Here is a 24648-nt window from a genome sequence, read left to right as displayed (position 1 = left end):
CGTGATTATAGTGGCGAGAGGAAAATTTATTTAGCAACGCTTAATTAGTCGTACAGTGTTTATCACCTCACAAAAAAAGCGCCTCCCAGCGCTTTTCTCATATTCAACTCTTTAACACTCCAATCCCAAACTAAGTCCAGAAGAAGATCTCACACGTGTTGATGTTGGCGCGTTGCATTTTGTGACGCGTTTTTTCGGCGGCGCGTTTGTTTTCATACGGGCCTAGAATTACGCGATACCACGTGCCTGAGGTGCCTGTGACTTTTTTGATGTTTGGCTCTTCACCCATGAACGCCATTTTCGCTTTCATCGATTCTGCTTGGCCTAGGGTGCGGAATGTGGCGCATTGTAGGCGGTAGCGGCGCGTTGAGGTTTGAATTTCATCAGCGGGTAAATCGACGGTGATTTCTTTTTTATCAAGCGACTCATAAACCCAAGATTCCTTTGGTGCTTCGGGAATTGGCGCGTCTTTTTTGACGGGCTTTTTCTTTGGCTTAGGTTGCTCGATTACAACAGGTTGTTCGTCGGCACTGCCGTTGATGAAGAACAGGAAGTAGCCGAAGCCGCCAGCGATTAAAATCACTAAAAACAGCATAAACCACACGCGTGGTTTAGGGCCACTTGGTTGTGCTTTTTTGCCGCGGGTGTTGCGTTTGGCCGCCGGTTTCTTAGGGCGGCCTTTTTTGGCGTGATCAGCCATGGATTACATGCGCTCCAGTGTCTCGATGCCTAGTAGCGATAAACCTTGTTTTAGTGTTTTCGCGGTTAGTGCAGCTAGTTTTAGGCGGCTTTGTTTAAGCGCTTCGTCGTCGCCAACCAAGATTGGGCAGGCTTCGTAGAAGCTTGAGAAAGTACCAGCAAGGTCAAACAGGTAGCTACACATTACGTGTGGCAGGCCTTTGTCGGCTACTTGCTTAACGGCATCGTTAAATTGCATTAACTTGGCGCCTAGGGCTTTTTCTTGCTCGCTGTTTAGCACGATGTCGCCGCTTAGGTTGTTGGCATCAACGCCTGCTTTGGCAAATACGCTAGCTACACGAGTGTAGGCGTATAGGATGTATGGCGCTGTGTTGCCTTCAAAGCTCAGCATGCTGTCGAAGCTGAAGGTGTAATCGCTGGTACGAGTTTTTGATAAGTCAGCGTATTTAACCGCTGAAATACCAACAACATCGGCGATTTTCTTCAGCTGGTCTTCGCTCATGTCTGGGTTTTTAGATTTTACTAAGTCGAATGCGCGTTGTTGTGCTTCGTCTAGTAAATCTGCCAGTTTAGCCACTTCGCCTGAACGAGTTTTAAATGGTTTGCCGTCTTCGCCCATTACGGTGCCGAATGCCATGTGCTCTAGTGACATTTCTGGACGCGCGAAGTTAGCTTTCTTCGCTAGGGTGAAGATTTGTTGGAAATGCAGGCTTTGACGCGCGTCTACGAAATATAAAACGCGATCGGCGTTTAGCACGTCGTTACGGTAGCGGGTAGCTGCCATATCTGTTGTTGCGTATAGGAAACCGCCACCAGTCTTTTGGATGATGATTGGCAGTGGTTCGTCGTTTTTGCCTTTGAATTCGTCTAGGAATACACATTGTGCACCGTTGTCTTCAACTAATAGACCTTGCTCTTTTAGCGATTCAACCACGCCAGCTAGCATGTCGTTGTAGGCACTTTCGGCCATGACGTCTTCACGCGTTAGGCTCACACCTAAGCGATCGTAAGTTTCTTGACAATGGCTTAGTGAAATATCGATAAATTGTTGCCATAGTTTTTGGCAGTTTTCGTCGCCGCTTTGTAGCTTAACAACCATTTCACGAGCGCGATTAGTAAAGCTTTCGTCTTCGTCGAAACACTTTTTAGCAGCGCGGTAGAATTGCTCAAGGTTGTGCAGTTCCATCGAGATTTCGCCGCCTTTTTCTTGCAGGCGCTCCATGTAGGTCAGCAGCATGCCGAATTGGGTGCCCCAGTCGCCTACGTGGTTTTGACGAATCACTTTGTGACCTAAGAATTCTAAGGTGCGTACTACGCTATCGCCGATAATCGCTGAACGCAGGTGACCAACGTGCATTTCTTTAGCGAGGTTTGGCGCGCTGTAATCCACTACGATGTTTTGTGGGTTAGCAACGGCTTGAACGTTTAAACGCTCGTCGTTGTAGGCCGCTTCAAGTTGGTCCGTTAGTGCGTTGTCGGCAACGAAGAAGTTAATAAAACCCGGGCCAGCGATTTCTGTTTTTTCAACAACTGCTGATTGTGGCAATTTGTCGCAAATAATTTGTGCTAATTCGCGTGGGTTTTTACCGGCTAATTTTGAGGTCATTAACGCTAGGTTAGTGGCGAAATCACCGTGAGACTTATCCTTGGTTCGGTCTACTTGAATGCGCGGCGCAGCATCAGCTGGCAAGATGTTTTCTTGCTTTAAAACTTCGACGGTTTGTTCAAGTAGTTGTTGGATATTGTCTTTCATTAGATTCGATTACCACTGGTTGTTTATTGACATTGCTATTATTTTTTATCCGCGTATTTCTCGCGGCGATAACGGCTAAGTCTATCGCAAAAAAAGCGCTGTCTAAAGGGCGTTTTAGGGCAAATTCGACAATTTTGAAAGTTTTTTATTAAAAGACGACTTTAGTTGTATTTTGTCGTTGAACTGATTGTTTGTTTAAACCATATCGATTGGGTCAACATCAATGCTCCAACGCACCTTGTGACTCGATTTATGTTTGGCCAGCTCGCTTTGCAAGGCTTCGATAAAGGCATGCAAGCGGCTGCGAGTTGAAGCTTCGAAAATCACCTGCCAACGATATTTACCCGCGCGGCGCTCCATCGGTGATGGCATGGGGCCAATTTGACGCAATGGATGATCTTTACTGCCAATTTGTTGTAGCAATGGCATGGCTACATCGTGGATGGTTTGATTGAAGGCCGTGATGAGATCGCCTTTGTGAGATTCAATACGCAACAGCGCCATGTGCCAATAGGGCGGTAGTTGGGCGACGCGGCGCTCTTTCATTGCCACTTCGCTAAAGGCCATATAGCCTTTGTCGTTGAGCAGTTGCAACAGCGCGTGCTCTGGATGATGGGTTTGCAGCGCCACTTGGCCGGGTTTGCTGGCGCGTCCGGCGCGACCTGACACTTGTAAATATAACTGAGCGAGTTTTTCGCTGGCTCGAAAATCACCGCTAAACAGCGCGCTATCGACATCTAAAATCGCCACCAAGGTAACATCGGGGAAATGATGACCTTTGGCGAGCATTTGAGTGCCAATAAGAATTTGATAGTCGTTGTTGTTAATGGCGTTGAGGGATTCATCGAGCGCACCTTTGCGGCGGGTACTGTCGCGGTCGATGCGTACGCTATTAAATTCGGGAAATAGCTCGTTAATAGTGTGCTCTAACTGTTCGGTACCAACGCCCGCGGTCGCTAACTGGGTGCTGCCACAGCCAGGACACTGATAAGGAATGGCGTGTTGGTCGCCGCAGTGATGACACTGAATGTAGCGATATTGCTGATGCACCGTGTAGTTGGCATCGCAGCGCTGACAGTTACCAAGCCAACCACATTCGTGACATAGCAACGCTGGCGCATAACCACGGCGATTAAGAAATATCATCACCTGATTACCACGCGTTAGATGATGGCGCATTAATTCAATTAGCTGTGGCGATAAGCCGCTTTGCAGTTGTAAGCCTTTAATGTCGATTAGCTGGTGGCTCGCGGTGCTCGCGTTGGCGGCGCGTTTGGTTAGGGTTAGCAACTGATACTTACCCAAATCGGCATTGTGAATAGTTTCAAAGCTCGGCGTGGCACTGCCCATTACTAGCGGAATGTTTTCGATATTGGCGCGCACCACGGCGAGATCGCGGGCGTTATATCTAAAGGTGTCTTGTTGTTTAAACGAGGAGTCGTGCTCTTCATCGACGATAATCATGCCCGGCTTTAATAGCGGCGTGAAAATGGCGGAACGAGTACCGATAATAATTGCCGCCAAGCCTTGTTTGGCTTTTAGAAAACCATCAAGACGTTCTTTGTCGTTAAGGGCTGAGTGCAAAAAGACAATAGGCACATTAAAACGGCGCTGAAAACGGCCAAGGGTTTGTGGCGTGAGGCCAATTTCTGGCACCATCACCAGCGCTTGTTTGCCTTCGCTAATCACTCGCTCGATGGCTTGTAAATACACTTCGGTTTTGCCACTGCCAGTAATGCCAAGCAATAAGCTGGTTTGATAAAACGGCTTATCGTTAATCGCCGCCACCGCAATGGCTTGCTCGGCATTAAGCACTAGTTTGTCATCTTGATTAATGTGGCTTTCATTCCAGCTACACGGCTGTGCTAGTGGCTTCTCCACCAGTTCAATCAATCCTTTCTCGCTACAGGCTTTTATCGCCGGAGTGGTAAAATCATTGTCTTTGAGTTGCTGTGGCAATTGAATAGGGTTAGCTTGCATGTGCGCTAATAATTGTTGTTGTTTCTTAGCGCGTTTTAGCTCGTCTAGCTCGGTAAGCTTGCCTTGCTCGGTTAGTTGCAATTGCATAACAGGTTGCAGCTCTGCCGCTTCGCCTTTGCGCAAAAGCGCTGGCCATGATTGGCTGTAAATTTCACCGAGGGAATAGTGATAATAGTTGCTCGCCCACGTTAGCAATTTATGAAACGACGGCGGCTGAAGCGGCGCGTCATCTAGCACCTTAATAATGGCTTTGAGTTTACTCTCGTCGATGGACTCATCAAGCTCGTCAACATGACCTGTCACCATCGCTGTTAACTCACGGGAACCAAAGGGCACCACCACCCGCGCACCAATCACTGGCAAGCTGATATCAGCCGGACATAAGTAATTGAAAGGTCTAGTTAATGGCGTTGGTACTGCTACTTCGAGCAAGGTTTTGTGCGTCATGAGTTTGCTGATATTTCTGTGATGAGCAGAGTGTATCTGCTATTGGATTTAGATGCGAGTGAACTCGGGTGATCATTATTTGAGGGATTAGGATCCTCTTCACGTTTTTACGGCTGTTTATTTGTGCAAAATGCTAGTCACTGAGGGAACATTGCTATATAATTCGCGCCCTGTTATCGCTTGTGTGCGTATGCGACACAATGCAGATAACGATATTTCTATAATCTTCGTATGGTGTCAGACTTCGGGTTTGTTAGCGATGCGAATAAAATTGAGGTTTTCGTAATGAAACAAGATATCCACCCAACTTACGAGCAAATCACTGCGACTTGTTCATGTGGTAACGTAATCAACGTTGGTTCAACTGTTGGTAAAGATTTAGCACTAGACGTATGTTCTTCTTGTCACCCATTCTACACTGGTAAGCAAAAAGTTGCTGACACTGGTGGTCGTGTTGATAAGTTCAAATCACGTTTTGGTTCTCTTAAGTCTAAGAAATAATATTTCTTGTGATTTGAGACAAAAAGCACCTTCGGGTGCTTTTTTTGTGCCTGTGATTTATTTTCCATATAGGAAATAAACAAAAGTTATAGATCATTGATACATTGGCATATTCGTCAGCTTTACCAATCATTTTTTGCAGATTTCATCCTTTTGCGACAATTTCATCGAAATAGTCGATGAAATTGTTAGAAAACACATCTAATTTTCACCAATCTTTATCAAATTTTTTACATACTTTCGGACATTTTCATCAGGCGCTAAAGTCAAAGAAAACTGCGCTGGTTGGATCAGCAATTAATCGAATTTTATTGCTTGTAATACGCTATTTTAAGCGTATTTTATTTAGACAGAAAAGTTAGTTAGTAAATTTACAAACACAGTTTCATTACTTCACTGCGACCAACGAGGAAACCGCAAGAAAATGACCGACTTCCGTCAACAAGCGCTCGACTACCATGCGTTGCCAACGCCAGGCAAAATTAGTGTAGAACTTTCAACTCCTGCAGAAACTGCCAAAGATTTAGCACTCGCTTATAGCCCAGGTGTGGCTGAGCCAGTGCGCGAAATTGCTCAAGATCCTGAAAATGCTTATAAGTACACAGGTAAGGGTAACCTTGTTGCAGTAATTTCTAACGGTACGGCGATTTTAGGTTTGGGTAATTTAGGTCCTTTGGCCTCTAAACCTGTGATGGAAGGTAAGGCGCTATTGTTTAAGCGTTTCGCACATATCGATTCAATTGATATTGAAGTAACTCACCGCACTGTTGATGAGTTTGTTGATACGGTGGCCAACATTGCTGATTCGTTTGGTGGCATTAACCTGGAAGATATTAAAGCACCTGAGTGTTTTATGATTGAAAAGGCGCTAAAAGAGCGTTGTTCAATTCCGGTATTCCACGATGACCAGCACGGTACTGCGATTGTTACTGCTGCGGGCATGCTGAATGCGTTAGATATTCAAGGCAAGAACATTGCCGATTCACGCATCGTATGTATGGGCGCTGGTGCAGCGGCTATTTCTTGTATGGAGCTATTAATTAGCTGTGGCGCCATGCGTGAGAAGATTTACATGCTTGATCGCAAAGGTGTTATTCACACCAACCGCGATGATTTAAACGAATACAAGCGCCGCTTTGCTAATAACACTGACATGCGTACGCTGGAAGATGTTATTACTGGTGCGGATATCTTTGTTGGCGTATCTGGTCCTGACGTGATTACTGAAGAACACGTTAAGTTGATGGCTGATAATCCAGTTATTTTCGCTTGTTCTAACCCTGATCCAGAAATCAAGCCTGAGCTGGCTCATAGCGCGCGTAAAGATTTGATTATGGCGACTGGTCGCAGTGATTACCCGAACCAAGTAAACAATGTGTTGTGTTTCCCATTCATTTTCCGTGGTGCATTAGACGTTCGCGCGTCGACCATCAACGAAGAAATGAAGGTTGCGGCTGTACATGCAATTCGTCAAATCGCTAAAGAAGAAGTACCTGCCGAGGTATTAAAAGCAAGTGGTCATAAGAAGCTGACATTTGGTAAGGATTACATTATTCCTAAGCCAATGGATCCACGCTTGTTAACTCGCGTTTCTAAAGCGGTAGCACAAGCAGCTATCGATTCTGGCGTTGCTGGTATTGATATGCCGGAAGGATACATGGAATAAGCGTTAACGCTTTTTCCACTTAGAAAAACCGCTCAATACGAGCGGTTTTTTGATTATTAGTGAAGCGAAAATTTCAGTACTAAAAAATCTCATCGATATTCTGGCGGTATGTTTTACCAATGGTAATGTCTTGGCCATCGATATTCAGGTGGTCTTTGTCGACAGAATCGACGTTGGATTTATTAACGATATAAGAGCGGTGAATGCGGACAAATTCACCCTCTGGTAAAAGCTGCTGAAAGCTAGACAAGGTGCCCAGCAATAATAGCTTTTTGTCTTTTAAACGAATCTCTGTGTAATCCCCTTGGGCGTGTAAAAACAATATCTCATCAAACACTAATCGTTTTTTAACACCGCCGTCTTTTACAAAAATATAGCGCGCGCTTTGTTCTCTATTGCTTAGTTCTCTATTACCCAGCTCTTTAGTGCTTGGCTCACTAGCCGAGATGGCATTTTGTGCCTTGGATATGGCTTTGAGAAAACGCGGTAATAGAACGGGTTTGACGATGTAATCGATGACGTCGAGTTCGAAGGCGGCTACTGCATAATCGCTGTGTGCAGTGATAAATATCACTTTAACATCGCGTGTGAGCGACTGTGCTAGTTCAATACCAGAGACTTGCGGCATGTTGATATCACTAATCAGTAAGTCGACGGGGTGATTATTAATAAAGTTTAGCGCTTGGATCGGATTGGAAAAGCGGCCAACAATATCTGCGGCATCGATTGATTCGCAGTATGCCGAGAGCAGGTCGATAACGTGTTGTTCGTCATCTAAAAGAACGATGTTTAATGGCATGGGATAGTTAACCTTACTGCATAAGTGGCGTCGCACTCACAGATGCTTAGTTGATATGTATCGTGAAACAAAATGTTGAGTCGCTTTTGTAAATTGTCGAGTCCAGTGCCACTTGGCTGATAGGCGTTACTTTGTTTGATGGTGTGGCTGCAATTGGAGTTCTCAATTTCAATGGTGAGTTGGCTATCGTCGATTCGCATTTGGATATTTACAAAATCATCGGGGTTTCCTGCAAGTCCATATTTACAAGCATTCTCGATGAGAGGATTTAATAACATTGGTGGAATTTGATGATACTGAGCAATTGGGCCGTAATTGAAGTTAATCGTGGCGTTGTCGCCGATTCGTAGCTTCTGCAGTGCGATGAAAGCTTCAATATGATCGATTTCGTCTTCTAGTTTAACCAATACTTTATCCGATTGGGTAAAGGTGTATTGCATCAGCGCCGCCAGTTGACCAATGTGCTCGGCAAGCTCATTTTGTTTGCTTAAATAGGCTTTGCTATATAGCGCATTGAGTGTGTTAAACAGAAAATGCGGATTGGTTTGGCGTTTCAAAATATTCAGCTCAGTTTGCAAGGTGTTGAGCTTGATGGCGTTGTATTGCTGCTTTTGTTTGATAAACGAAATCACGGCGTGTAATACGGCGGCACAAGTGGCGAAAAACACTTTGACGAAGGAATTTACCAGCGTGAAATAAAGGTAATGCTTGGTGGCAACTTCTTGTTGTAGTTGTGTCATGCGATAAACATCTATGGCGACACTAATCGCAATTGCGGTAATGGCAATTACTAGTCCAGCTATCAGCTTTAGCGCTAGCGAATTGTATTTACGTGTAAAAACCAGCACATAAAGTACATAGAAGAATGCTAGGTTGACTGTAAAGCCCAACCAGACGCCATCGCTAAAGAAGTTTGGTGGCACATTTCTTCCGACAGTGGCGGCACTAACAAACATAGAAATAAGCAATAGTATTGCTAACACGCCAAAATGAATAATCTTGGTGTAATGGGTGCTAACTAGCTGAGTGAGTTTAGTTGTGTCCATGCCTTCGTCGAGTGTAATTGGTGTGTTAACCGATTAATTTCATGCGTTCATCGAGTATTAAATCGCAAACTGATTTTTGAATATAACATGTTCTTTCAATCAGTTATCTATTTAAGGCTTTTAATCATGAAATCTTTTGTCGCCCCATTTTTATTAATCAGTGTAATGCTTTCATCTAGTGCTTTTGCCGACACTTCAGTGCTATTTAATCAGCTAAAAAATGCGAAAGGTGTTGTAAATGTCGAAGCATGTTTTAGCAATGAACGCGCAAATTACGATGGCTTTATCAGCTATTCGGTTAAAGAGCTAAAGCAAGGTGGTGGCTCGCTGATGAAGTCATTGACTGACGAGCGATTCAAGAAGCGTTTTAAGCCAGCGATTTATAAGCGTGTTAAGGCGAGTATCGATTGCTACTTGTTCGATTACACCGTAGATGATGTTGTTGTGGCGGGATACGCTGTGGCACAAAAAGGGGCGACTAAACCGCAATCCTTAGTGATAAATAATCGCGGGGGTAATGGCGGATTTGGCCGTTACGCCATCGTCAATATGTTCTCGAAGCTTCCTTTATTGAAACAAGGCGCCATTGTGATGGGCAGTCAGTATCGTCAAGCCGATGAGTTTGGTGGTGCTGATATTAAAGACGTTAATGTGTTAATCGATATTGGTAAGTCGTTGGCAATTACCAAGGATGAAAAGATTAAGATGATCGGAACCAGCCGTGGCGGTATGACGAGTTATATGGTGGCTAAAACACGTGATGATATTGGTAAGTTGGTGATCAAAGCGGGTATGTCAGATCTTGCGCTTGGCTTGACGATTCGCCCTGAAATGGAGCGAGTGTATCGCGCGCGGATCCCGAATTATCAGGTGAATAAAGCTGCAGCATTGCAAGCGCGTTCAGCAATCGAGTGGGTTGATGAATTAGATAATGACATCGAGATATTGTTGATTCACGGTGATGCCGACAAGCGCGTTAATGTTAGTCAGGCTCAGAACATGGCGCAGAAACTTAAGCAGCTAAACCGCAAGCACAAACTTGTTGTATATCCGGGTGGCGACCATTTCTTAATGGCGCAAAAAAGAAAGGTTAACAAAGAGATTATCGATTGGTTGTTTTAGCGTTAGTCCTATCTTTATTAGCCATTGACCAGTGCGGTTAATGGCTGCCTTACACTTTCTCACATTTTCAAACACTTTCCCCACATTTGCTCAACGGTATTAAACACGCCTTGCTTCTAAACTGGTGTCATTAAATCAAAGGACACTTGTTATGAACCCTATTTTTAGAATGACATTATTGGCTTCTCTCATTAGCTGCTCTCTATATAGTAATGCTGAAGATGCCACCACTGGCGATAAGAAACGTGCAGATAAGCCAGAAGTGATTGAAGTAAATGGTCAGCGTAATAAGCCTGATACGGAAGTTACCGATGAAACGGCAAAGCTGTTTAAAGTGGCGGGCATTGCTAACGATCCATTAAGTGCGGTCTTTACATTACCCGGTGTGGTTTACGCTGGTGGCGATGCTGGTGGTGAGCCTGCTATTCGCGGTTCGTCGCCTGAAGATAATGCGTTCTATATTGATAACATGCCTGCAGGTTATATTTTCCATCTGTTTGGCGATAGTATTTTCAATGAAAATGTTGTGCAAGACTTCGCCCTGCATCCTGCGGCATTTGGTGCGCAGTACGGTAATGCGACGGGCGGTGTGTTCGACGTTAAGTTACGAGCGCCACGCAATCAAGACATTACCACGACCATTGATGCCAGCATGATTAAGGCGGGTTTTATGGTTGAGGGTGGCATTGCGGAAGATCATGCTTTTTATGTGTCTTATCGTCAGTCGTTAATGCACCTATTTTTACCAGAGGGTGAAGAAGAAGACGGTTTAACCATTAAAAAGTCGCCGCAAAGTAGCGACTATCAAGCGAAATACCAATGGTTAATTGGCGATGATAATCGATTGACGGTGACTGCTCTTGGCGCAAAAGACAGCGGTGGTTTGAATATTTCTAAGGCGTCTGAAGAAGGGCGCATCGATCCGGATTCAGTCGGCGATCTTAAACTCGATAATGGTTTTGATAGTCAGTCGATTGCTTGGGACAGTTTTGGCGATGATGCGCAGGCCTTTAATTTAACTTTGAGTCACACCAAGGATACGACAAAGCAGTCTTATGGTGCGGGACAATTTGTGGAAAGTACTTTCACGCGCTTGAATTTGGCGACTAGTTATCAGCGTGAGTTCGGCAACCATAAACTGATTGTTGGCGCTGAAATTGACCGCGGCAAAGCGGATTATAGCTACGATATGATTCCGTATTTCTGTACCGACCAAGATGCAGATTGTGCTTTGCGCAAAGGCGAACGAGTGCAAGATGTTGATACGTTGAAAACCACCAACTCTTCGGTGTATATCACTGATATGTGGAGCGTAACTGAGGAAGTTGAACTAGAGCTTGGTTTGCGCGCTGAAACCAATGACTACACCGATCAAAAATTTGTGCAGCCTCGCATGGCGGTTAATTGGTATGCCACTGATGAATTGAAACTGTCGTTAAAAGCGGGCCAGTATAACCGTTTCCCTGACATCGATACTGTATTGAAAAAGTTGGGTAATCCGGCCTTAAAATCACCGAAAGCAAATCATTATGCGGTTGGTGTCGATTATCAAATTAATGATATCTGGAAAACCAGTGTCGAGGTCTATCAAAAAGACTTAGGTGATTTGGCCTTAGCAATCGATGAAGATAAAGATCTTCAGAAATTGCGATACAACAATCAGCTGGAAGGTAAAGCCGTTGGCGTAGAATGGGTGGTTAAGCGCGATTTGCAAGATGGCTGGTACGGTTGGGCATCACTTAGTTGGTCTAAGAGTGAGCGCACGGATTTAAATACAGGCATTACAACCGATTATTATTTAGATACGCCGCTCCTTGGCAATATGGTGGTGAATTATAAGCTCAACGATAAGTGGGATTTTGGCGCGCGCCTAACAATGCGCAGTGGCCAGCGCTATACACCTATTGTTGGCTTACGTGAAAATCCAGATCATCCAGGACACTTTTTGCCAAATTACGGTGAGTTGAATTCTAAGACTTTGCCCGTGTATTCGCGCTTAGATTTACAGGCCAATATGCAGTCGACGATGTTTGATCATCCGGTGCAATGGTCGTTCGCAGTGCTAAATGCCTTAGGTGCGAAGAACGAATCAGGTTACTACTATGCCGCTGAAGAAGGCGATACCCTAACTAATTACAAGATTGAAGGTGAAGAAGGTATGGAGCCGTTTTTCTCAATTGGCTTTAAAACACAATTTTAATTCTTACAAAAAGTAAACAATTTCGTCGTGCGCCTAACTTAGATACTTTGTTACACTGCCGTTAGTGTAAAAGGAAGGTAGATAATAATGGCGAAATTGTTTGGATTAGCCGCGCTATTCTTACTGAGTAGTTTTGCGGCTAATGCGCAAGATAGCGAAGAGGAACGAAGTAAAGACAGCGATAAGTGGCACTGGGATATTCAATTTCAGATCGGTGGCATACTCTATGAGCATCCGCTCAAAGGTGTTGAGCAGGAAGAGTTTATCGATTACTTGGGCGTCGGCTTTGTTATCGATATGTACTACAAAGGCTTTTTCGTGCAATCGAATCAGCGTCGCTCAAACCCTGCGGAAATTGATATTGGCTATGCGTTGTATGAACGCGATGACTGGGCCGTTGATGCCATCTTAAAGAATTTCTTCGATGATATGTCTCAAGACTATCTTGAAGATGCTGGTTTTGACCATTTGGAATCTCGCGATGGTGCTATGGGTGTGGCGCTGCGTTATTCGCATTATCTCGATGATGCTTTACTGACGGTTGATGTTGCGTCAGTGCTTATTGATGAAGCCGATAATGGTTGGGCGGTAGAGTCTTTTTACAGTCATTTAATTCCGTATCGCAATTGGGATATTTATCTCGGAACGGGCCTGACAATACTCAGCTCTAATGTGGTTGATTATTATGTTGGTATTGATAAGCACGAAATACGACCAAACTTAGCTTATTATCGACCGGGTGCTGCGTATATTTTAGAAGCAGAGGCGCATGCCATTTATCCGATTTCCGAAGATTGGACCATGCGAATTGGCCTAACAAAGAGTTACTTATCGGATAATCTAAGTGATAGCCCATTGGGCATTCGCAGTACTTCAACCTTTGTAAAGTTGGGCTTTAATTATGTATTTTAGAGCCTTACTTTCAATATTATGCATTGGCGTTAGCGGCTTTGTTAACGCCGAGGTGTCGGAATCCAAAGACGGACCGTACATGTCTGCATTGCCAAATAAATGCGTGGCTTTGCATAAAGGGCGTACTTGTTATGCGCAAATCACCATGCGTTTTGCCGTGCCCAAGCCTGGTCAATATTGTTTGCTGCGTCGTGAAGATGAAAAGGTAATAGCCTGTGAAGCGATTGAGCGCTATGGCTTGTTCCAATTGCAGTTTGAATCGACCTCTAAGCAAGCTTATTCGCTAATAGAGCAGTTGACCAAGAAAGAAATCGCGCAGGCAATGATCGACGTTGCCTGGGTGCATCAAAAGAAATCTCGAAAACGCCGCTGGCGCTTATTTTAAGAGGAAACTCATGTCTAGTTTAGGGCACATTTTATTAGTTGAAGACGATATTACATTGGCGGATTGGGTCAGTGAATATTTGATCGACCAACACTATCAAGTGACGCATGTTGATCGCGGCGATAAGGTGATGGAGGTTTTTGAAAATTGCCAGCCTGATTTAGTGCTTTTGGACGTCATGTTACCGGGCATTAACGGTATTGAGGTGTGTCATTTACTGCGAGAAAAATCATCGCTGCCAATTATTATGCTAACGGCACGCGCCGATGAATTTGATGAAGTTATTGGCCTAGAAGCTGGTGCTACTGATTATGTGATTAAACCTGTTCGCCCTCGTGCACTATTAGCTCGTATTAAAAACTCTTTGAGTAACCGCGAAGTCAAATCGAGTGAGAGTAAACAGTTAGTTTTTGGTGACTTGAGTATTGATCAAGAATCTAGTCGCGTGGTTTATCAAGGACAAGAGGTGGAGTTATCTACGAATTTGTTTGCTTTTATGTGGTTCTTAGCCAGTCAGGCGGGAGAAGTGGTCGATCGCGATAGTGTATTTAAGGCGCTAAAAGGTCGCGAGTACGATGGCTTAGATCGCCGATTTGATGTCATGTTATCGACACTGCGCAAGCAGTTTAATGACGATCCTCAAAACCCGAAAAAGTTCAAAACGGTGTGGGGTAAGGGGTATCTATTTGTCGCTGATGCTTGGGGCGACTCGTGAGACGATTTTATATCAGCATCATAGCCGTTGTGCTCGGTGCGATATTTGCGATTGGCTGGGGCGTTGATTTATTAGTTAGTGAAGCGCCAGATGAACATCGCGATGAAAACTATATCTATGGCCAGATAATCGATGGTATGTCAGCTCAATTAAGCTCTGCGCCTGCTGACCAGTTATCAAGCGTCGTCCAATCACTCTCTCTTGACTATAAGATTTCACTGTCTTTGGTGGAAGAAAACAGTGTTGCATTGCCCTCATCCTTAACGCAGCAATTGTCACAAGCTGGTGGTTTATTGTTGGGGGAAGAACACGAGGCTTATCTATATAAGCGAATTGCAGGACATGATGGCTATTTACTGCATTTGCAGTTACCAATGGTACAGGAGCACGCCAATTACAATATTGATTTGATGTTAACGCTGCTACTTTATTTGGGCGTAACCGTGATTATTGTGCTGTGGACATTGCCACTGACGCGTCGTTTGCATTTACTGAGCAGTGCCGCTGCTAAGTTTGGCGAGGGCGATTTGTCGGCACGCGTTCCCAAAGCGCGCTTTTCTTATATTCAGCAATTGGAAGATAGCTTTAATGCGATGGCAGATCGGATAGAAACGCTGCTAATGGATAACAAGGTATTGGCGCGCAGTTTGTCTCATGATATTCGAACCCCTGTGGCTTGTTTGCGTTTTGGTATTGAGGCGGCGATGACTGCAGATGATGTTGCCAAGAAAGATAAATACCTCAGCCGTATGGACAGTGAAGTCACGCGGATGGAGGAAATGACGGCGGCTTTTTTAGAATACGCAGGTATGGAACGTCAGCTGGGTAGTGTCCGTTTACAAAGCATTGATTTGGTGCAGTGGCTTGAAACCTTGTGTAAAGACTTGGGGCATTTAGCACAGCAACAAGAAATTACGCTCAACTTCGAGACGCAAGAGTCGGTGGTGGTGTGTGATATTGATAGCCAATGGTTTTATCGCGCCGTACAAAATTTGATTAGTAACGCTATCGATTATGCCGATGGCCAAGTTAGTTGTTTATTGTCGCGAGACAGTAAGGGCATTTATATCGATATTGATGATGATGGCGAAGGCATTGCCGAAGACAAGCAAGCGACGATTTTCGATCCCTTTGTGCGACTAGACTCTCAGCGTTCGCGTGAATCGGGGCACTTTGGATTGGGCTTGGCTATCACCACAAAAATTATGGACTGGCACCATGGCAGTGCGACAGCTCGCAATAATTCTAGCCTAAAAGGCGCAAGGCTTCGATTAACATTGCCTGTTTGATTAAAGCTAAAAATAAAAAAGCGACTCTGAGAGTCGCTTTTTTGTTATCTGATTATTACCGAAGATAATTAGTCTTCGTTATTCTCGGCTAGGTAGGCTTCTAGGGTTCCTAGCTCTTCCATTAATACGCGAGCAGCTTCTGGAATTGCACTTGGCTTGTCTTTAGATAAATCGCTATCTTCTGGTAATGGTTGGCCAGTGTAGGCGTGTAAGAAAGCTTCACACAATAATTCGCTGTTAGTGGCGTGACGCAGGTTGTTTACTTGGCGACGCGTGCGCTCATCAGTCAGGATTTTTAACAGTTTTAATGGTACTGATACGGTGACTTTTTTAACTTGTTCGTTCTTTTTACCGTGTTCAGCATATGGACTAATATATTCGCCATTCCAGACTGTCATGAAAATACCTTTGCTATTATAGTGAGTAGTGAGTTGTTACAGTGGGTAATTGTAACACCCTGTATAAAAAATCCTGCCGATTTTAACGGTTACATGAGCACTGTCAAATATAAGCATAAACTTATTCTTATTTAGACGTCTAAACATCTTGACGTCCATGCGTGCTTCGTTTAAATTGGCCATCTAGACATCCTTTATAACCCAGTCATTCATTAAGTCAACTTTTGTTGGAGGTTTTATGAGCAAATTTGGACACCAGACCATTGCAGTGCGCGGTGGTATTGATACAGATACACAGTACGGTGCTGTGGTTCCTCCTATTTACCTTTCCAGCAATTACACTTTTAAAGGCTACGATCAACCACGTGAATATGATTATGCTCGTCGTGGCAATCCGACCCGTAGCCAATTCGCACAAGCATTAGCCGACTTAGAAGGTGGTAGTTACGGCGTGATTACCAGTACTGGGTTGTCGGCAATTACCACAGTTATTCAGTTGCTATCGCCACAAGATACATTAGTGATCCCACACGATTGTTATGGCGGCACCTACCGTATGTTCGATCATTTAGCGCGTCGTGGTTTGTTTACCTTGGTGGTTGTCGATCAAGCAGATGAAGCGGCATTAGAGAGTGCATTGTCACAAAAGCCGAAGATGGTTTGGTTAGAAACGCCGAGTAATCCTTTATTGCGTATTGTCGATATCAAATCTATTGCCGCTAAAGCAAAAGCGATTGATGCCTATGTGGTTGTAGACAATACGTTTTTAACGCCAATATTACAGCAGCCATTAAGCTTGGGTGCAGATATTGTGATACACTCTTGCACCAAGTATATCAACGGACACAGCGATGTTGTGGCTGGTGCTATTGTGACTAAAGATCAGCAATTGGGCATCGATTTAGATTGGTGGGCAAACTGTATCGGCACAACGGGATCGGCATTTGATTGTTATATGGCGATGCGTGGCTTGCGTACCTTGCCTGTACGATTACAACAGCATCAACAAAGCGCTGCGAAGATTGCGGAGTTTTTAGCAAGTCATCCGGCAGTTAAACACGTTTATTACCCAGGATTTGAATCTCATCAGCAGCACGAGTTGGCCAAACAACAGCAAGCTGGATTTGGTGCCATGCTTAGTTTTGATTTGGTGGGAGATATTGCGCAGAGTCAAATCTTTGTGCAGGAGATTGGCTTATTCTGTTTAGCGGAGAGCCTTGGCGGCGTTGAAAGTTTGGTGGCGCATCCGGCGACTATGACCCATGCTGGCATGGAAGAAAGTGCAAGAATTACTGCCGGCATTAGTAATAGCCTAATTCGATTATCGGTAGGTTTGGAGTCGGTTGACGATTTGATTGGCGATTTATCGCAAAGTTTAGATGCTGTTTTAGCGTCGGTTTAAGTATAGACATTGCACAGTAGCAATTGAGTTAGAGAAAGTTATGAGCGAAAACGTTAGCCCGGTAAATTCATCACCTGTTGATGAGGCTATTACGTTACACAAATTTGGTGGCAGTAGTTTAGCCGATCCTGCATGTTATCAACGCGTTGCTGGCCTTTTGATGCAGCACGGCCATCCACATGATCTCGTGGTTGTTTCTGCCGCAGGCAAAACCACTAACCAATTGTTAGCGCTTATTGAGATGGCGCAACAAGGAATTGATTTTTCTCATGCGCTAAATCAACTGCGACAGTTTCAACGTCAGTTAGTTGAAGAATTGCTGTGTGATCCTCAAGAAGTATTAAGCTTACTCGATAACGAGCTAGAAGCCTTAGGTAACTGGTTATGCTATGAAACCGTTGATCATTACACCGCCAACAGTATTGTTGCTTGCGGTGAAGTTTGGTCATCTCGTTTGTTAGCTGCTGTACTGAGCGAGAAAGGCCGTAAAAGCTGCGCGATAGACGCAAGACAGTTTTTAGTTGCACAAGGTGATGTATCTCCGGTTGTTGATGAAGCGCTTTCACGCCAGCAATTCACAGAGCTTTGTCAAAATAAACGCACATCGCAACGCGTTATTACTGGCTTTATTTGCCGTAATGAAGCCAACCAAACCCTTACACTTGGCCGTAATGGCAGCGACTATAGTGCGACTTTGATTGCTAAGTTAGCAGGTGCCAGCACCGTAAATATCTGGACTGATGTTGCGGGAGTTTATAGCGCAGATCCTAATTTAATTAATGAAGCTGCGTTAATTGAGCAGCTCAGCTTAGCCGAAGCGGAAGAGTTGGCGCGTTTGGGTAATCCCGTATTGCATCACAGAACCTTACAGCCTTTGGCGCAAGATAATATCGCGCTGCGCGTGCGTAGTAGTTTTACGCCTGACGCCGCTTTTACTGAAATCGGCCGCCGTTTAGGTCATGTCGGTGATTGTATTGTTAACGGCGCAAAAGATATTGCCCTGTATACATTTGAAAATACAGTAGCTAATCAAGAGCTGGTGGTTGGCCTAGAAGAAAATGGTTTTTTCCCATTGGTGATTACCAAAAAAGATCAGCAGTTAGCCGTTGTGCTGCGCAGTGAGGTATGCAGTCGATTTGAGGAGTTCCTCGATAGTAACAACGCTGAGAACTTTGCTAAAGATGAGCAATGTGGTGTTATTTCATTATTAGACGCCGGTGTGTCTTGGTATCGAAAACTATTCGCTAAAATCTTTGCTAAAGAATCCGATTGGCCTGTGGTGTTATCTGACAACGGCTTGAGTTTAAGCGTGATAGTGCCGGAAAAAAGAGTCAATATTCTCGCCTATTTGCTACATCAGAAGATTTATAGCTCACCAAAGCGTATTGGTGTGGCACTCATGGGCGCGGGGAATATCGGTCAGCAATGGCTCAACCTGTTCGCTGAGCAACAAGAGAAACTAGAAAACAGCTTTAATTTATCGCTTCCTTTAGTTGCCGTTGGCCGTTCTAAAGGCGCGTTAGTTGATTTTTCCGGTATAAAAATCGATGAATGGCAGCAAGCTTTTGAAACCTGTGAACCCGTGGCTTCTACCGACATCGTTGTCAAGCTGGCGAGCCATCCATTCGATGATTTGATTGTGTTAGATGTCAGTGCCGATCAAGGGCTAACCGATTTATATCCTGAGCTGCTTAACGCTGGTTGCCATCTAATTAGCGCTAATAAACTTGCTGGTTCTGCGCCATTGAGTTTCTATAAAGACATTAAACAACTCGCTTATAGCAATAATTGTAAGTGGCTTTATAACGCCAGTGTTGGCGCAGGTTTGCCAATTTTATATTCAATTAATGACTTAAAACGCAGTGGTGATAAGGTCGAAGCAATTAGCGGTGTATTCTCAGGTACCTTGAGTTGGCTGTTTGAGAACTACGACAATAGTCAGCCGTTTTCACAATTGTTATTAAAAGCATTGGAGCTGGGCATAACCGAGCCTGATCCACGAGATGATTTATCGGGTAAAGATAAGCAACGTAAGCTGTTAATCTTGGCCCGAGAATCTGGCTTTGAATTAGAGCTTGAAGATATTGCCATTGAATCTATGGTGCCAGCTCAGCTGAGAGATATTCCATTAGATGAATTTTTAGCGCGAGCCAGTCAAATGGATGAGCTGATGTCATCGCAGTACGAAGCCGCTGCTCAAAATGGCGAAGTCGTACGTTACGTTGCTCAATTTGATGATAGTGGCGATGAGTTTAAAGCGTCTGTTGGTTTGCAAACACTGCCGCGAGAGCACGCATTGGCTGCTTTAACGCCTTCGGATAACGTGTTTTTAGTACAAAGCCAATGGTATCAAGATAATCCTTTGATTATTCGCGGTCCAGGTGCTGGACGAGAAGTGACGGCGGCGGCAATAGAGTCTGATCTTTATAACCTGATTAAAGAGTTGTTATAACCCTTTCCCTTTTGCACGGTGTTAATCACCGTGCTTTTTTGTCAATAGTAGTCCTAGTGTCATTTCCTGTTCATCATCACTAAATTACATTACACTGCCGCTGTATTTATTTAGATTTTCTTTTTATGGCCCTGACATCCCTACAAACATTAAATACTTTCGCGTTAGCAGCCTCGGCAGACGATTACTTGGCGATTAGCGAGCTGTCGCAGCTCAAAGAGCGACTGCCGTTACAGCAATCGTTTTTAGTGCTCGGCGGTGGCTCTAATATGCTGTTTTGTCAGCCTTATCAAGGATTGGTTCTTCATAATCAATTATTGGGTATAGAGCATTGGCAAGACGAAAATCACTATTACTTTAAAGTCGCTGGTGGTGAGAATTGGCATGAGTTTGTGATGTATTGTGCCGAACGGGAGATTGGCGGCCTAGAAAATTTGGCGCTAATTCCGGGTAGTGTTGGTGCAGCTCCAGTACAGAATATTGGTGCTTACGGCGTTGAACTGGCGGACATTTGTCAGCAAGTGATGGCGATTGATTTACTGACTGGTGAGGAAGTTATTTTTAGTCATCAAGCGTGTCAGTTTGCCTATCGCGAGAGTGTGTTTAAAGCAAAACGTCATTACTTTATTCATCATGTGGTGTTTAAACTGCCGAAAGCTTGGACGCCTATTTTAGATTATGGTGAGTTAAAAGCTTGGGCCAAAGACTGTGACAGCGAAATATCACCGTTATCGGTGGCCAATGAAGTTATTGCGGTACGTAATAACAAATTACCTGATCCTGCTGAGCTGCCTAATGTCGGTAGCTTCTTTAAAAATCCTGTCGTAAGCAAACCGCAGGCAATGGCACTGCTATCAGAATATCCGCAAATGCCACAATATGATGTGGGCGATGAGGTAAAGTTAGCCGCTGGTTGGTTAATTGATCAATTGGGTCTAAAAGGTTATCAAATTGGCGGTGCAAGCGTGCATCAGCGTCAAGCATTGGTATTGGTGAATACGGATAATGCGACTAGCCAAGATGTCGTATCATTGGCAACTTATATAATAGAAAGAGTATTGGCGACTTATGGTGTTGAGTTAGAGCCAGAAGTTAACGTTATTGCTAACGGCGGCTACAGTTCATTGGCGCAATTAGTTGAGGAACAGCATGTTTAATCAGGTGACACAAAACATCTTGCGTGAGTTGGCCACTGGCGACTTTTGTTCTGGCGAGCAATTGGGGGAAGCCAATGGCGTGAGCCGTGCCGCTATCGGTAAACACATCCAAGCGCTTGTGCAATTAGGATTAGATATTTATTCGGTAACGGGTAAGGGCTATCGTTTGTCTGCTCCTGTTGAATTGCTCGATGTTGAAGCAATAAAATCTGCACAAGATGTTGCTTTGCCATCACCAGTTGTTGTCGAATCCGTTATTGACTCAACTAATAATTGGGTTAAGCAGCAAATTAGTAGCGGTGCACTTAATAACAGCCCGTCTGGAACCACGGTGTTTAGCGAAGCGCAAACGGCAGGTCGCGGCCGCCGAGGGAAGCAATGGGTTTCACCATTAGGCGCGAGTTTGTATCTATCGACTCATTGGCGTTTTGAGCAAGGTATTAGTGCAACTTCTGGATTGAGCTTAGTGGTTGGTATTGCGATTGTCGAAGCACTGACTGAATTAGGTGTGCCAAATCTTGGCTTGAAATGGCCAAATGACGTGTATTATCAAGGCCGTAAATTGGCGGGAATATTAGTGGAACTTGAAGGTCAGGGAAGTGATAGCTGCGATATTATTATTGGCGCAGGCATTAATGTTCACTTACCAGAGAGTGTTACTCAAGATATTGATCAGCCCTACGCCGATATTCATGAAGTGGGATTATCGCTAAGCCGTAACCACATCGCAGGTCGCATTTTGTCTCATTTAATTAAATTGCTTAACGAGTTTGAATTGTCAGGTTTTAGCGCCTTTGTTGAACGCTGGCATCAACACGATTGTTTTATCGGCCAGCACGTGCAGTTACAAATGGGTCAACGCCAAGTAACGGGCATTGCGAAAGGGGTCGATACCCAAGGCGGCTTATTATTAGAAGTAGACCAACAAATCCAATCGTTTTTCGGCGGTGAGATTTCATTGAGAAAATTATCATCATGACCACACGCATAAAATTACTCATTGAAATAGGCAATAGCAAATTAAAAGCCGCGCAGCTTCATCTCGATGCAAAAGGTGGAGTGACAGGTATGCACTATATAGGTAGTTATAGTGTGACGAGTTTTTGTTATCGACCTAATCGCGACAAAATTGGCAATGTTGACCAGATTATTTATTCCAACGTTGGTGATCGCAAAAACTATCAGCACGTTAAAGCGCTATCGCGCAAACTTAAAGTGCGTTATCAGCAAATCACGAGTCCCGCCCAAGCATTTGGTGTCACTAATAGTTATGACGCGCCAACTAAACTAGGCATTGACCGTTGGTTAGCGTTTTTAGCCGCATATAAAGATGCTAATGGCCCTGTGGTAGTGATTGATATTGGCACTGCGATGACGGTTGATGTTGTTGATGGCAGTGGTATGCACCTTGGTGGCTGGATAAGCCCTGGTTTTAGATTAATGAACTTGGCGCTTACTGAGCACACGGCATTGGTGCGAGCTGGCGGTCATCACGGTGATGAACTAACGTTGGGTACCAATACTAAAGCCTGCGTACAAAATGGCAGTCGAGCTGCTTTGGCGGGCACTGTGTTATATGCCATTCAAAAAGCCAAATCGATGTTTAGTGATAATGAAGAGCCAGCGCTCTATTTAACAGGCGGTGGCATTAATCACTTACCACCAGAAATCGTAGAATTGGGGATAAATAGACCCCATCTGGTTTTGGAAGGCTTAATTCTGTACGTTAAATAATCTTATTGTGTTGAATTTAAACACTTGGTCAGCTTTTTATAAAAAAAGTGGTTTTTTTTGAAAAAAGTGTTTGCATTGGGAAAATCAAATCACTAATATACGCACCACTGAAACGGAACGCCGACATAGCTCAGTTGGTAGAGCAACTGACTTGTAATCAGTAGGTCCCGAGTTCGACTCTTGGTGTCGGCACCATTCGTTTCAATGTAGTACAAAATTTTGGAGGGGTTCCCGAGTGGCCAAAGGGAGCAGACTGTAAATCTGCCGGCTCCGCCTTCGGTGGTTCGAATCCACCTCCCTCCACCATTTTTTTTACGAAGTTGATAGCCATAAGTAAAAAGTAAAGTTATTTGCGGGCATCGTATAATGGCTATTACCTCAGCCTTCCAAGCTGATGATGCGGGTTCGATTCCCGCTGCCCGCTCCAAGAAAGTTGCTGATATGGCTCAGTTGGTAGAGCGCACCCTTGGTAAGGGTGAGGTCCGCAGTTCAAATCTGCGTATCAGCACCATTTCCTATCTTTATTCTTCCTTAAAATTATCATCCTCTTAGAAAATAAATCCAATGTGGATCAAGTGATCGTGTTTTGATCATGAAAAAATATAGTCTTATTAGATATTTTTTCATATTGGTATTATAATCCGAAAACTTAAATCGCAAGTGGTTCGATTGCCACCTGTATTATCATCTGAATGAGGCTAAATCATGTCTAAAGAAAAATTTGACCGCTCCAAGCCGCACGTTAACGTTGGTACTATCGGCCACGTTGACCACGGTAAAACAACTCTAACTGCTGCTATTACAAAAGTACTAGCTGAAACTTACGGCGGTGACGTAAAAGCATTCGATCAAATCGATAACGCTCCTGAAGAAAAAGCACGTGGTATAACAATCTCTACTTCACACGTAGAATACGATACTCCAACTCGTCACTACGCACACGTTGACTGTCCAGGACACGCGGATTACGTTAAAAACATGATCACTGGTGCTGCTCAAATGGACGGCGCTATCCTAGTAGTAGCTGCGACTGATGGCCCAATGCCACAAACTCGTGAGCACATCCTACTTTCTCGTCAAGTTGGTGTACCATTCATCATCGTATTCATGAACAAATGTGACATGGTTGACGACGAAGAATTACTAGAATTAGTAGAAATGGAAGTTCGTGAACTTCTATCTGAATACGAATTCCCAGGTGATGACCTACCAGTAATCCAAGGTTCTGCACTTAAAGCTCTAGAAGGTGATTCAAACTGGACTCCTAAGATTGTTGAACTAGCTGAAGCTCTAGATTCTTACATCCCAGAGCCAGAGCGTGACATCGATAAGCCATTCCTACTTCCAATCGAAGACGTATTCTCAATCTCAGGCCGTGGTACTGTTGTAACTGGTCGTGTTGAGCGCGGTATCATCAACGTTGGTGATGCAGTAGAAATCGTTGGTATCAAAGAGACTGCAGAGTCAACTTGTACTGGTGTTGAAATGTTCCGTAAGCTTCTTGACGAAGGTCGCGCTGGTGAGAACGTTGGTGTTCTTCTACGTGGTATCAAGCGTGAAGAAATCGAACGTGGTCAAGTACTTGTTAAGCCAGGTACAATCACTCCACACACTAAATTCGAATCAGAAGTATACGTACTAAGCAAAGATGAAGGTGGTCGTCACACGCCATTCTTCAAAGGTTACCGTCCACAGTTCTACTTCCGTACAACTGACGTAACTGGTGCTGTAGAGCTTCCAGAAGGCGTAGAAATGGTAATGCCAGGTGATAACCTTAAGTTCGTTGTTGAGCTAATCTGCCCAATCGCAATGGACGAAGGTCTACGTTTCGCTATCCGTGAAGGTGGCCGTACAGTAGGTGCTGGTGTTGTAGCACGCATCATCGACTAATATTTGGCTTAGCCGAATATATGTTTATAAAAGGCCGCTTTTTAGCGGTCTTTTTTATGCCTTGAGAAAAGTGCTACGTAAGAAAATAATCTGCCGCTCTC

The 24648-nt window shown here is 44.3% G+C and carries 20 protein-coding genes and 4 tRNA genes; 18 read left to right on the top strand and 6 right to left on the bottom strand.

The features are described from left to right. Window positions 1-130 precede the first annotated feature (130 nt). The 3 genes from MHM98_RS14950 to priA form a co-directional block, all read right to left on the bottom strand. Window positions 131-700, bottom strand: coding sequence for an SPOR domain-containing protein (locus MHM98_RS14950; protein ID WP_239440168.1), 570 nt, complete (start codon window positions 698-700; stop codon window positions 131-133). A gap of 3 nt (window positions 701-703) precedes the next feature. Continuing rightward, window positions 704-2452: an arginine--tRNA ligase gene (gene argS, locus MHM98_RS14945; protein ID WP_239440167.1), complete on the bottom strand. Its 1749-nt coding sequence runs from the start codon at window positions 2450-2452 to the stop codon at window positions 704-706. Window positions 2453-2647: 195 nt separating this feature from the next. Next, window positions 2648-4879 (bottom strand): primosomal protein N', encoded by a 2232-nt coding sequence (gene priA / locus MHM98_RS14940; RefSeq protein WP_239440166.1) that lies wholly within the window; start codon window positions 4877-4879, stop codon window positions 2648-2650. Window positions 4880-5164: 285 nt separating this feature from the next. Here priA and rpmE point away from each other — a divergent pair, with 285 nt between their 5' ends. Continuing rightward, window positions 5165-5380 carry a 50S ribosomal protein L31 gene (gene rpmE / locus MHM98_RS14935; RefSeq protein ID WP_239440165.1) on the top strand — a complete coding sequence of 72 codons (216 nt, stop codon included), beginning with the start codon at window positions 5165-5167 and terminating at the stop codon, window positions 5378-5380. 424 nt (window positions 5381-5804) lie between these two features. After that, on the top strand, window positions 5805-7046 hold the full coding sequence (locus MHM98_RS14930; protein ID WP_239440164.1) for a malic enzyme-like NAD(P)-binding protein: 1242 nt from the start codon (window positions 5805-5807) through the stop codon (window positions 7044-7046). Between the two features lie 79 nt (window positions 7047-7125). Here MHM98_RS14930 and MHM98_RS14925 read toward each other — a convergent pair whose 3' ends face one another. Together MHM98_RS14925 and MHM98_RS14920 are read right to left on the bottom strand one after the other, a co-directional pair. Further along, complete coding sequence (locus MHM98_RS14925) at window positions 7126-7845, bottom strand: LytTR family DNA-binding domain-containing protein (RefSeq protein ID WP_239440163.1); 720 nt, start codon at window positions 7843-7845, stop codon at window positions 7126-7128. Then, a complete protein-coding gene (locus MHM98_RS14920) occupies window positions 7836-8891 on the bottom strand; it encodes a histidine kinase (RefSeq protein ID WP_239440162.1) in 1056 nt (351 codons plus the stop codon). The genes MHM98_RS14925 and MHM98_RS14920 overlap by 10 nt, the downstream gene beginning before the upstream one ends. A gap of 126 nt (window positions 8892-9017) precedes the next feature. Between MHM98_RS14920 and MHM98_RS14915 the strand changes: the two genes are divergently transcribed. The 6 genes from MHM98_RS14915 (at window position 9018) to MHM98_RS14890 (ending at window position 15514) form a co-directional block, all read left to right on the top strand. Beyond that, on the top strand, window positions 9018-10013 hold the full coding sequence (locus MHM98_RS14915; RefSeq protein ID WP_239440161.1) for a prolyl oligopeptidase family serine peptidase: 996 nt from the start codon (window positions 9018-9020) through the stop codon (window positions 10011-10013). 151 nt (window positions 10014-10164) lie between these two features. After that, window positions 10165-12213, top strand: a complete 2049-nt coding sequence (locus MHM98_RS14910) for a TonB-dependent receptor (RefSeq protein WP_239440160.1) — start codon at window positions 10165-10167, stop codon at window positions 12211-12213. 87 nt (window positions 12214-12300) lie between these two features. Further along, a complete protein-coding gene (locus tag MHM98_RS14905) occupies window positions 12301-13125 on the top strand; it encodes a MipA/OmpV family protein (protein ID WP_239440159.1) in 825 nt (274 codons plus the stop codon). A 79-nt stretch (window positions 13126-13204) separates the two neighbouring features. Further along, entirely contained in the window at window positions 13205-13510 is a 306-nt protein-coding gene (locus MHM98_RS14900; protein ID WP_239440158.1) for a DUF3019 domain-containing protein, read from the top strand. 10 nt (window positions 13511-13520) lie between these two features. After that, entirely contained in the window at window positions 13521-14225 is a 705-nt protein-coding gene (locus tag MHM98_RS14895) for a response regulator transcription factor (protein ID WP_239440157.1), read from the top strand. Then, the gene (locus tag MHM98_RS14890; RefSeq protein ID WP_239440156.1) at window positions 14222-15514 is read left to right on the top strand and encodes an ATP-binding protein; all 1293 of its coding nucleotides are present in this window, start codon (window positions 14222-14224) and stop codon (window positions 15512-15514) included. Before MHM98_RS14895 ends, MHM98_RS14890 begins: the two co-directional genes overlap by 4 nt. A gap of 68 nt (window positions 15515-15582) precedes the next feature. Here MHM98_RS14890 and metJ read toward each other — a convergent pair whose 3' ends face one another. After that, window positions 15583-15912, bottom strand: coding sequence for a met regulon transcriptional regulator MetJ (gene metJ / locus MHM98_RS14885; protein WP_239440155.1), 330 nt, complete (start codon window positions 15910-15912; stop codon window positions 15583-15585). Between the two features lie 238 nt (window positions 15913-16150). Here metJ and metB point away from each other — a divergent pair, with 238 nt between their 5' ends. From metB to tuf, 10 genes are all read left to right on the top strand, one after another. Further along, a complete protein-coding gene (gene metB, locus MHM98_RS14880) occupies window positions 16151-17314 on the top strand; it encodes a cystathionine gamma-synthase (protein WP_239440154.1) in 1164 nt (387 codons plus the stop codon). Between the two features lie 40 nt (window positions 17315-17354). Next, window positions 17355-19766: a bifunctional aspartate kinase/homoserine dehydrogenase II gene (metL, locus tag MHM98_RS14875; RefSeq protein WP_239440153.1), complete on the top strand. Its 2412-nt coding sequence runs from the start codon at window positions 17355-17357 to the stop codon at window positions 19764-19766. A 125-nt stretch (window positions 19767-19891) separates the two neighbouring features. Continuing rightward, on the top strand, window positions 19892-20923 hold the full coding sequence (gene murB / locus MHM98_RS14870) for a UDP-N-acetylmuramate dehydrogenase (RefSeq protein ID WP_239440152.1): 1032 nt from the start codon (window positions 19892-19894) through the stop codon (window positions 20921-20923). Continuing rightward, window positions 20916-21902, top strand: a complete 987-nt coding sequence (birA, locus tag MHM98_RS14865; RefSeq protein WP_239440151.1) for a bifunctional biotin--[acetyl-CoA-carboxylase] ligase/biotin operon repressor BirA — start codon at window positions 20916-20918, stop codon at window positions 21900-21902. Before murB ends, birA begins: the two co-directional genes overlap by 8 nt. Beyond that, window positions 21899-22657 (top strand): type III pantothenate kinase, encoded by a 759-nt coding sequence (locus tag MHM98_RS14860; protein ID WP_239440150.1) that lies wholly within the window; start codon window positions 21899-21901, stop codon window positions 22655-22657. Before birA ends, MHM98_RS14860 begins: the two co-directional genes overlap by 4 nt. Before the next feature lie 119 nt (window positions 22658-22776). Next, window positions 22777-22852: transfer RNA gene (locus tag MHM98_RS14855), tRNA-Thr, on the top strand. Window positions 22853-22878: 26 nt separating this feature from the next. After that, a tRNA-Tyr gene (locus MHM98_RS14850) sits at window positions 22879-22963 on the top strand. Window positions 22964-23009: 46 nt separating this feature from the next. Continuing rightward, window positions 23010-23084: transfer RNA gene (locus tag MHM98_RS14845), tRNA-Gly, on the top strand. A gap of 8 nt (window positions 23085-23092) precedes the next feature. After that, window positions 23093-23168, top strand: a tRNA-Thr gene (locus tag MHM98_RS14840). A gap of 194 nt (window positions 23169-23362) precedes the next feature. Next, complete coding sequence (gene tuf, locus MHM98_RS14835; protein WP_239440149.1) at window positions 23363-24547, top strand: elongation factor Tu; 1185 nt, start codon at window positions 23363-23365, stop codon at window positions 24545-24547. Window positions 24548-24648: the final 101 nt, after the last annotated feature.

Origin of the sequence: Psychrobium sp. MM17-31, assembly GCF_022347785.1 — a bacterium.
In the GTDB taxonomy this organism is placed as follows: Bacteria; Pseudomonadota; Gammaproteobacteria; order Enterobacterales; family Psychrobiaceae; genus Psychrobium.
This window is presented reverse-complemented; position numbering and strand designations above follow the sequence as displayed.

Bases quoted from the DNA above. Each gene is read 5' to 3' on its own strand.
- MHM98_RS14905 (WP_239440159.1), top strand. From the start codon at position 12,301: ATGGCGAAATTGTTTGGATTAGCCGCGCTATTCTTACTGAGTAGTTTT.
- rpmE (WP_239440165.1), top strand. From the start codon at position 5,165: ATGAAACAAGATATCCACCCAACTTACGAGCAAATCACTGCGACTTGT.
- murB (WP_239440152.1), top strand. From the start codon at position 19,892: ATGGCCCTGACATCCCTACAAACATTAAATACTTTCGCGTTAGCAGCC.
- MHM98_RS14895 (WP_239440157.1), top strand. From the start codon at position 13,521: ATGTCTAGTTTAGGGCACATTTTATTAGTTGAAGACGATATTACATTG.
- metJ (WP_239440155.1), bottom strand. From the start codon at position 15,912: ATGACAGTCTGGAATGGCGAATATATTAGTCCATATGCTGAACACGGT.
- MHM98_RS14860 (WP_239440150.1), top strand. From the start codon at position 21,899: ATGACCACACGCATAAAATTACTCATTGAAATAGGCAATAGCAAATTA.
- MHM98_RS14950 (WP_239440168.1), bottom strand. From the start codon at position 700: ATGGCTGATCACGCCAAAAAAGGCCGCCCTAAGAAACCGGCGGCCAAA.
- birA (WP_239440151.1), top strand. From the start codon at position 20,916: ATGTTTAATCAGGTGACACAAAACATCTTGCGTGAGTTGGCCACTGGC.
- MHM98_RS14900 (WP_239440158.1), top strand. From the start codon at position 13,205: ATGTCTGCATTGCCAAATAAATGCGTGGCTTTGCATAAAGGGCGTACT.
- MHM98_RS14910 (WP_239440160.1), top strand. From the start codon at position 10,165: ATGAACCCTATTTTTAGAATGACATTATTGGCTTCTCTCATTAGCTGC.
- MHM98_RS14920 (WP_239440162.1), bottom strand. From the start codon at position 8,891: ATGGACACAACTAAACTCACTCAGCTAGTTAGCACCCATTACACCAAG.
- tuf (WP_239440149.1), top strand. From the start codon at position 23,363: ATGTCTAAAGAAAAATTTGACCGCTCCAAGCCGCACGTTAACGTTGGT.
- MHM98_RS14925 (WP_239440163.1), bottom strand. From the start codon at position 7,845: ATGCCATTAAACATCGTTCTTTTAGATGACGAACAACACGTTATCGAC.
- metL (WP_239440153.1), top strand. From the start codon at position 17,355: ATGAGCGAAAACGTTAGCCCGGTAAATTCATCACCTGTTGATGAGGCT.
- argS (WP_239440167.1), bottom strand. From the start codon at position 2,452: ATGAAAGACAATATCCAACAACTACTTGAACAAACCGTCGAAGTTTTA.
- MHM98_RS14930 (WP_239440164.1), top strand. From the start codon at position 5,805: ATGACCGACTTCCGTCAACAAGCGCTCGACTACCATGCGTTGCCAACG.
- priA (WP_239440166.1), bottom strand. From the start codon at position 4,879: ATGACGCACAAAACCTTGCTCGAAGTAGCAGTACCAACGCCATTAACT.
- MHM98_RS14915 (WP_239440161.1), top strand. From the start codon at position 9,018: ATGAAATCTTTTGTCGCCCCATTTTTATTAATCAGTGTAATGCTTTCA.
- metB (WP_239440154.1), top strand. From the start codon at position 16,151: ATGAGCAAATTTGGACACCAGACCATTGCAGTGCGCGGTGGTATTGAT.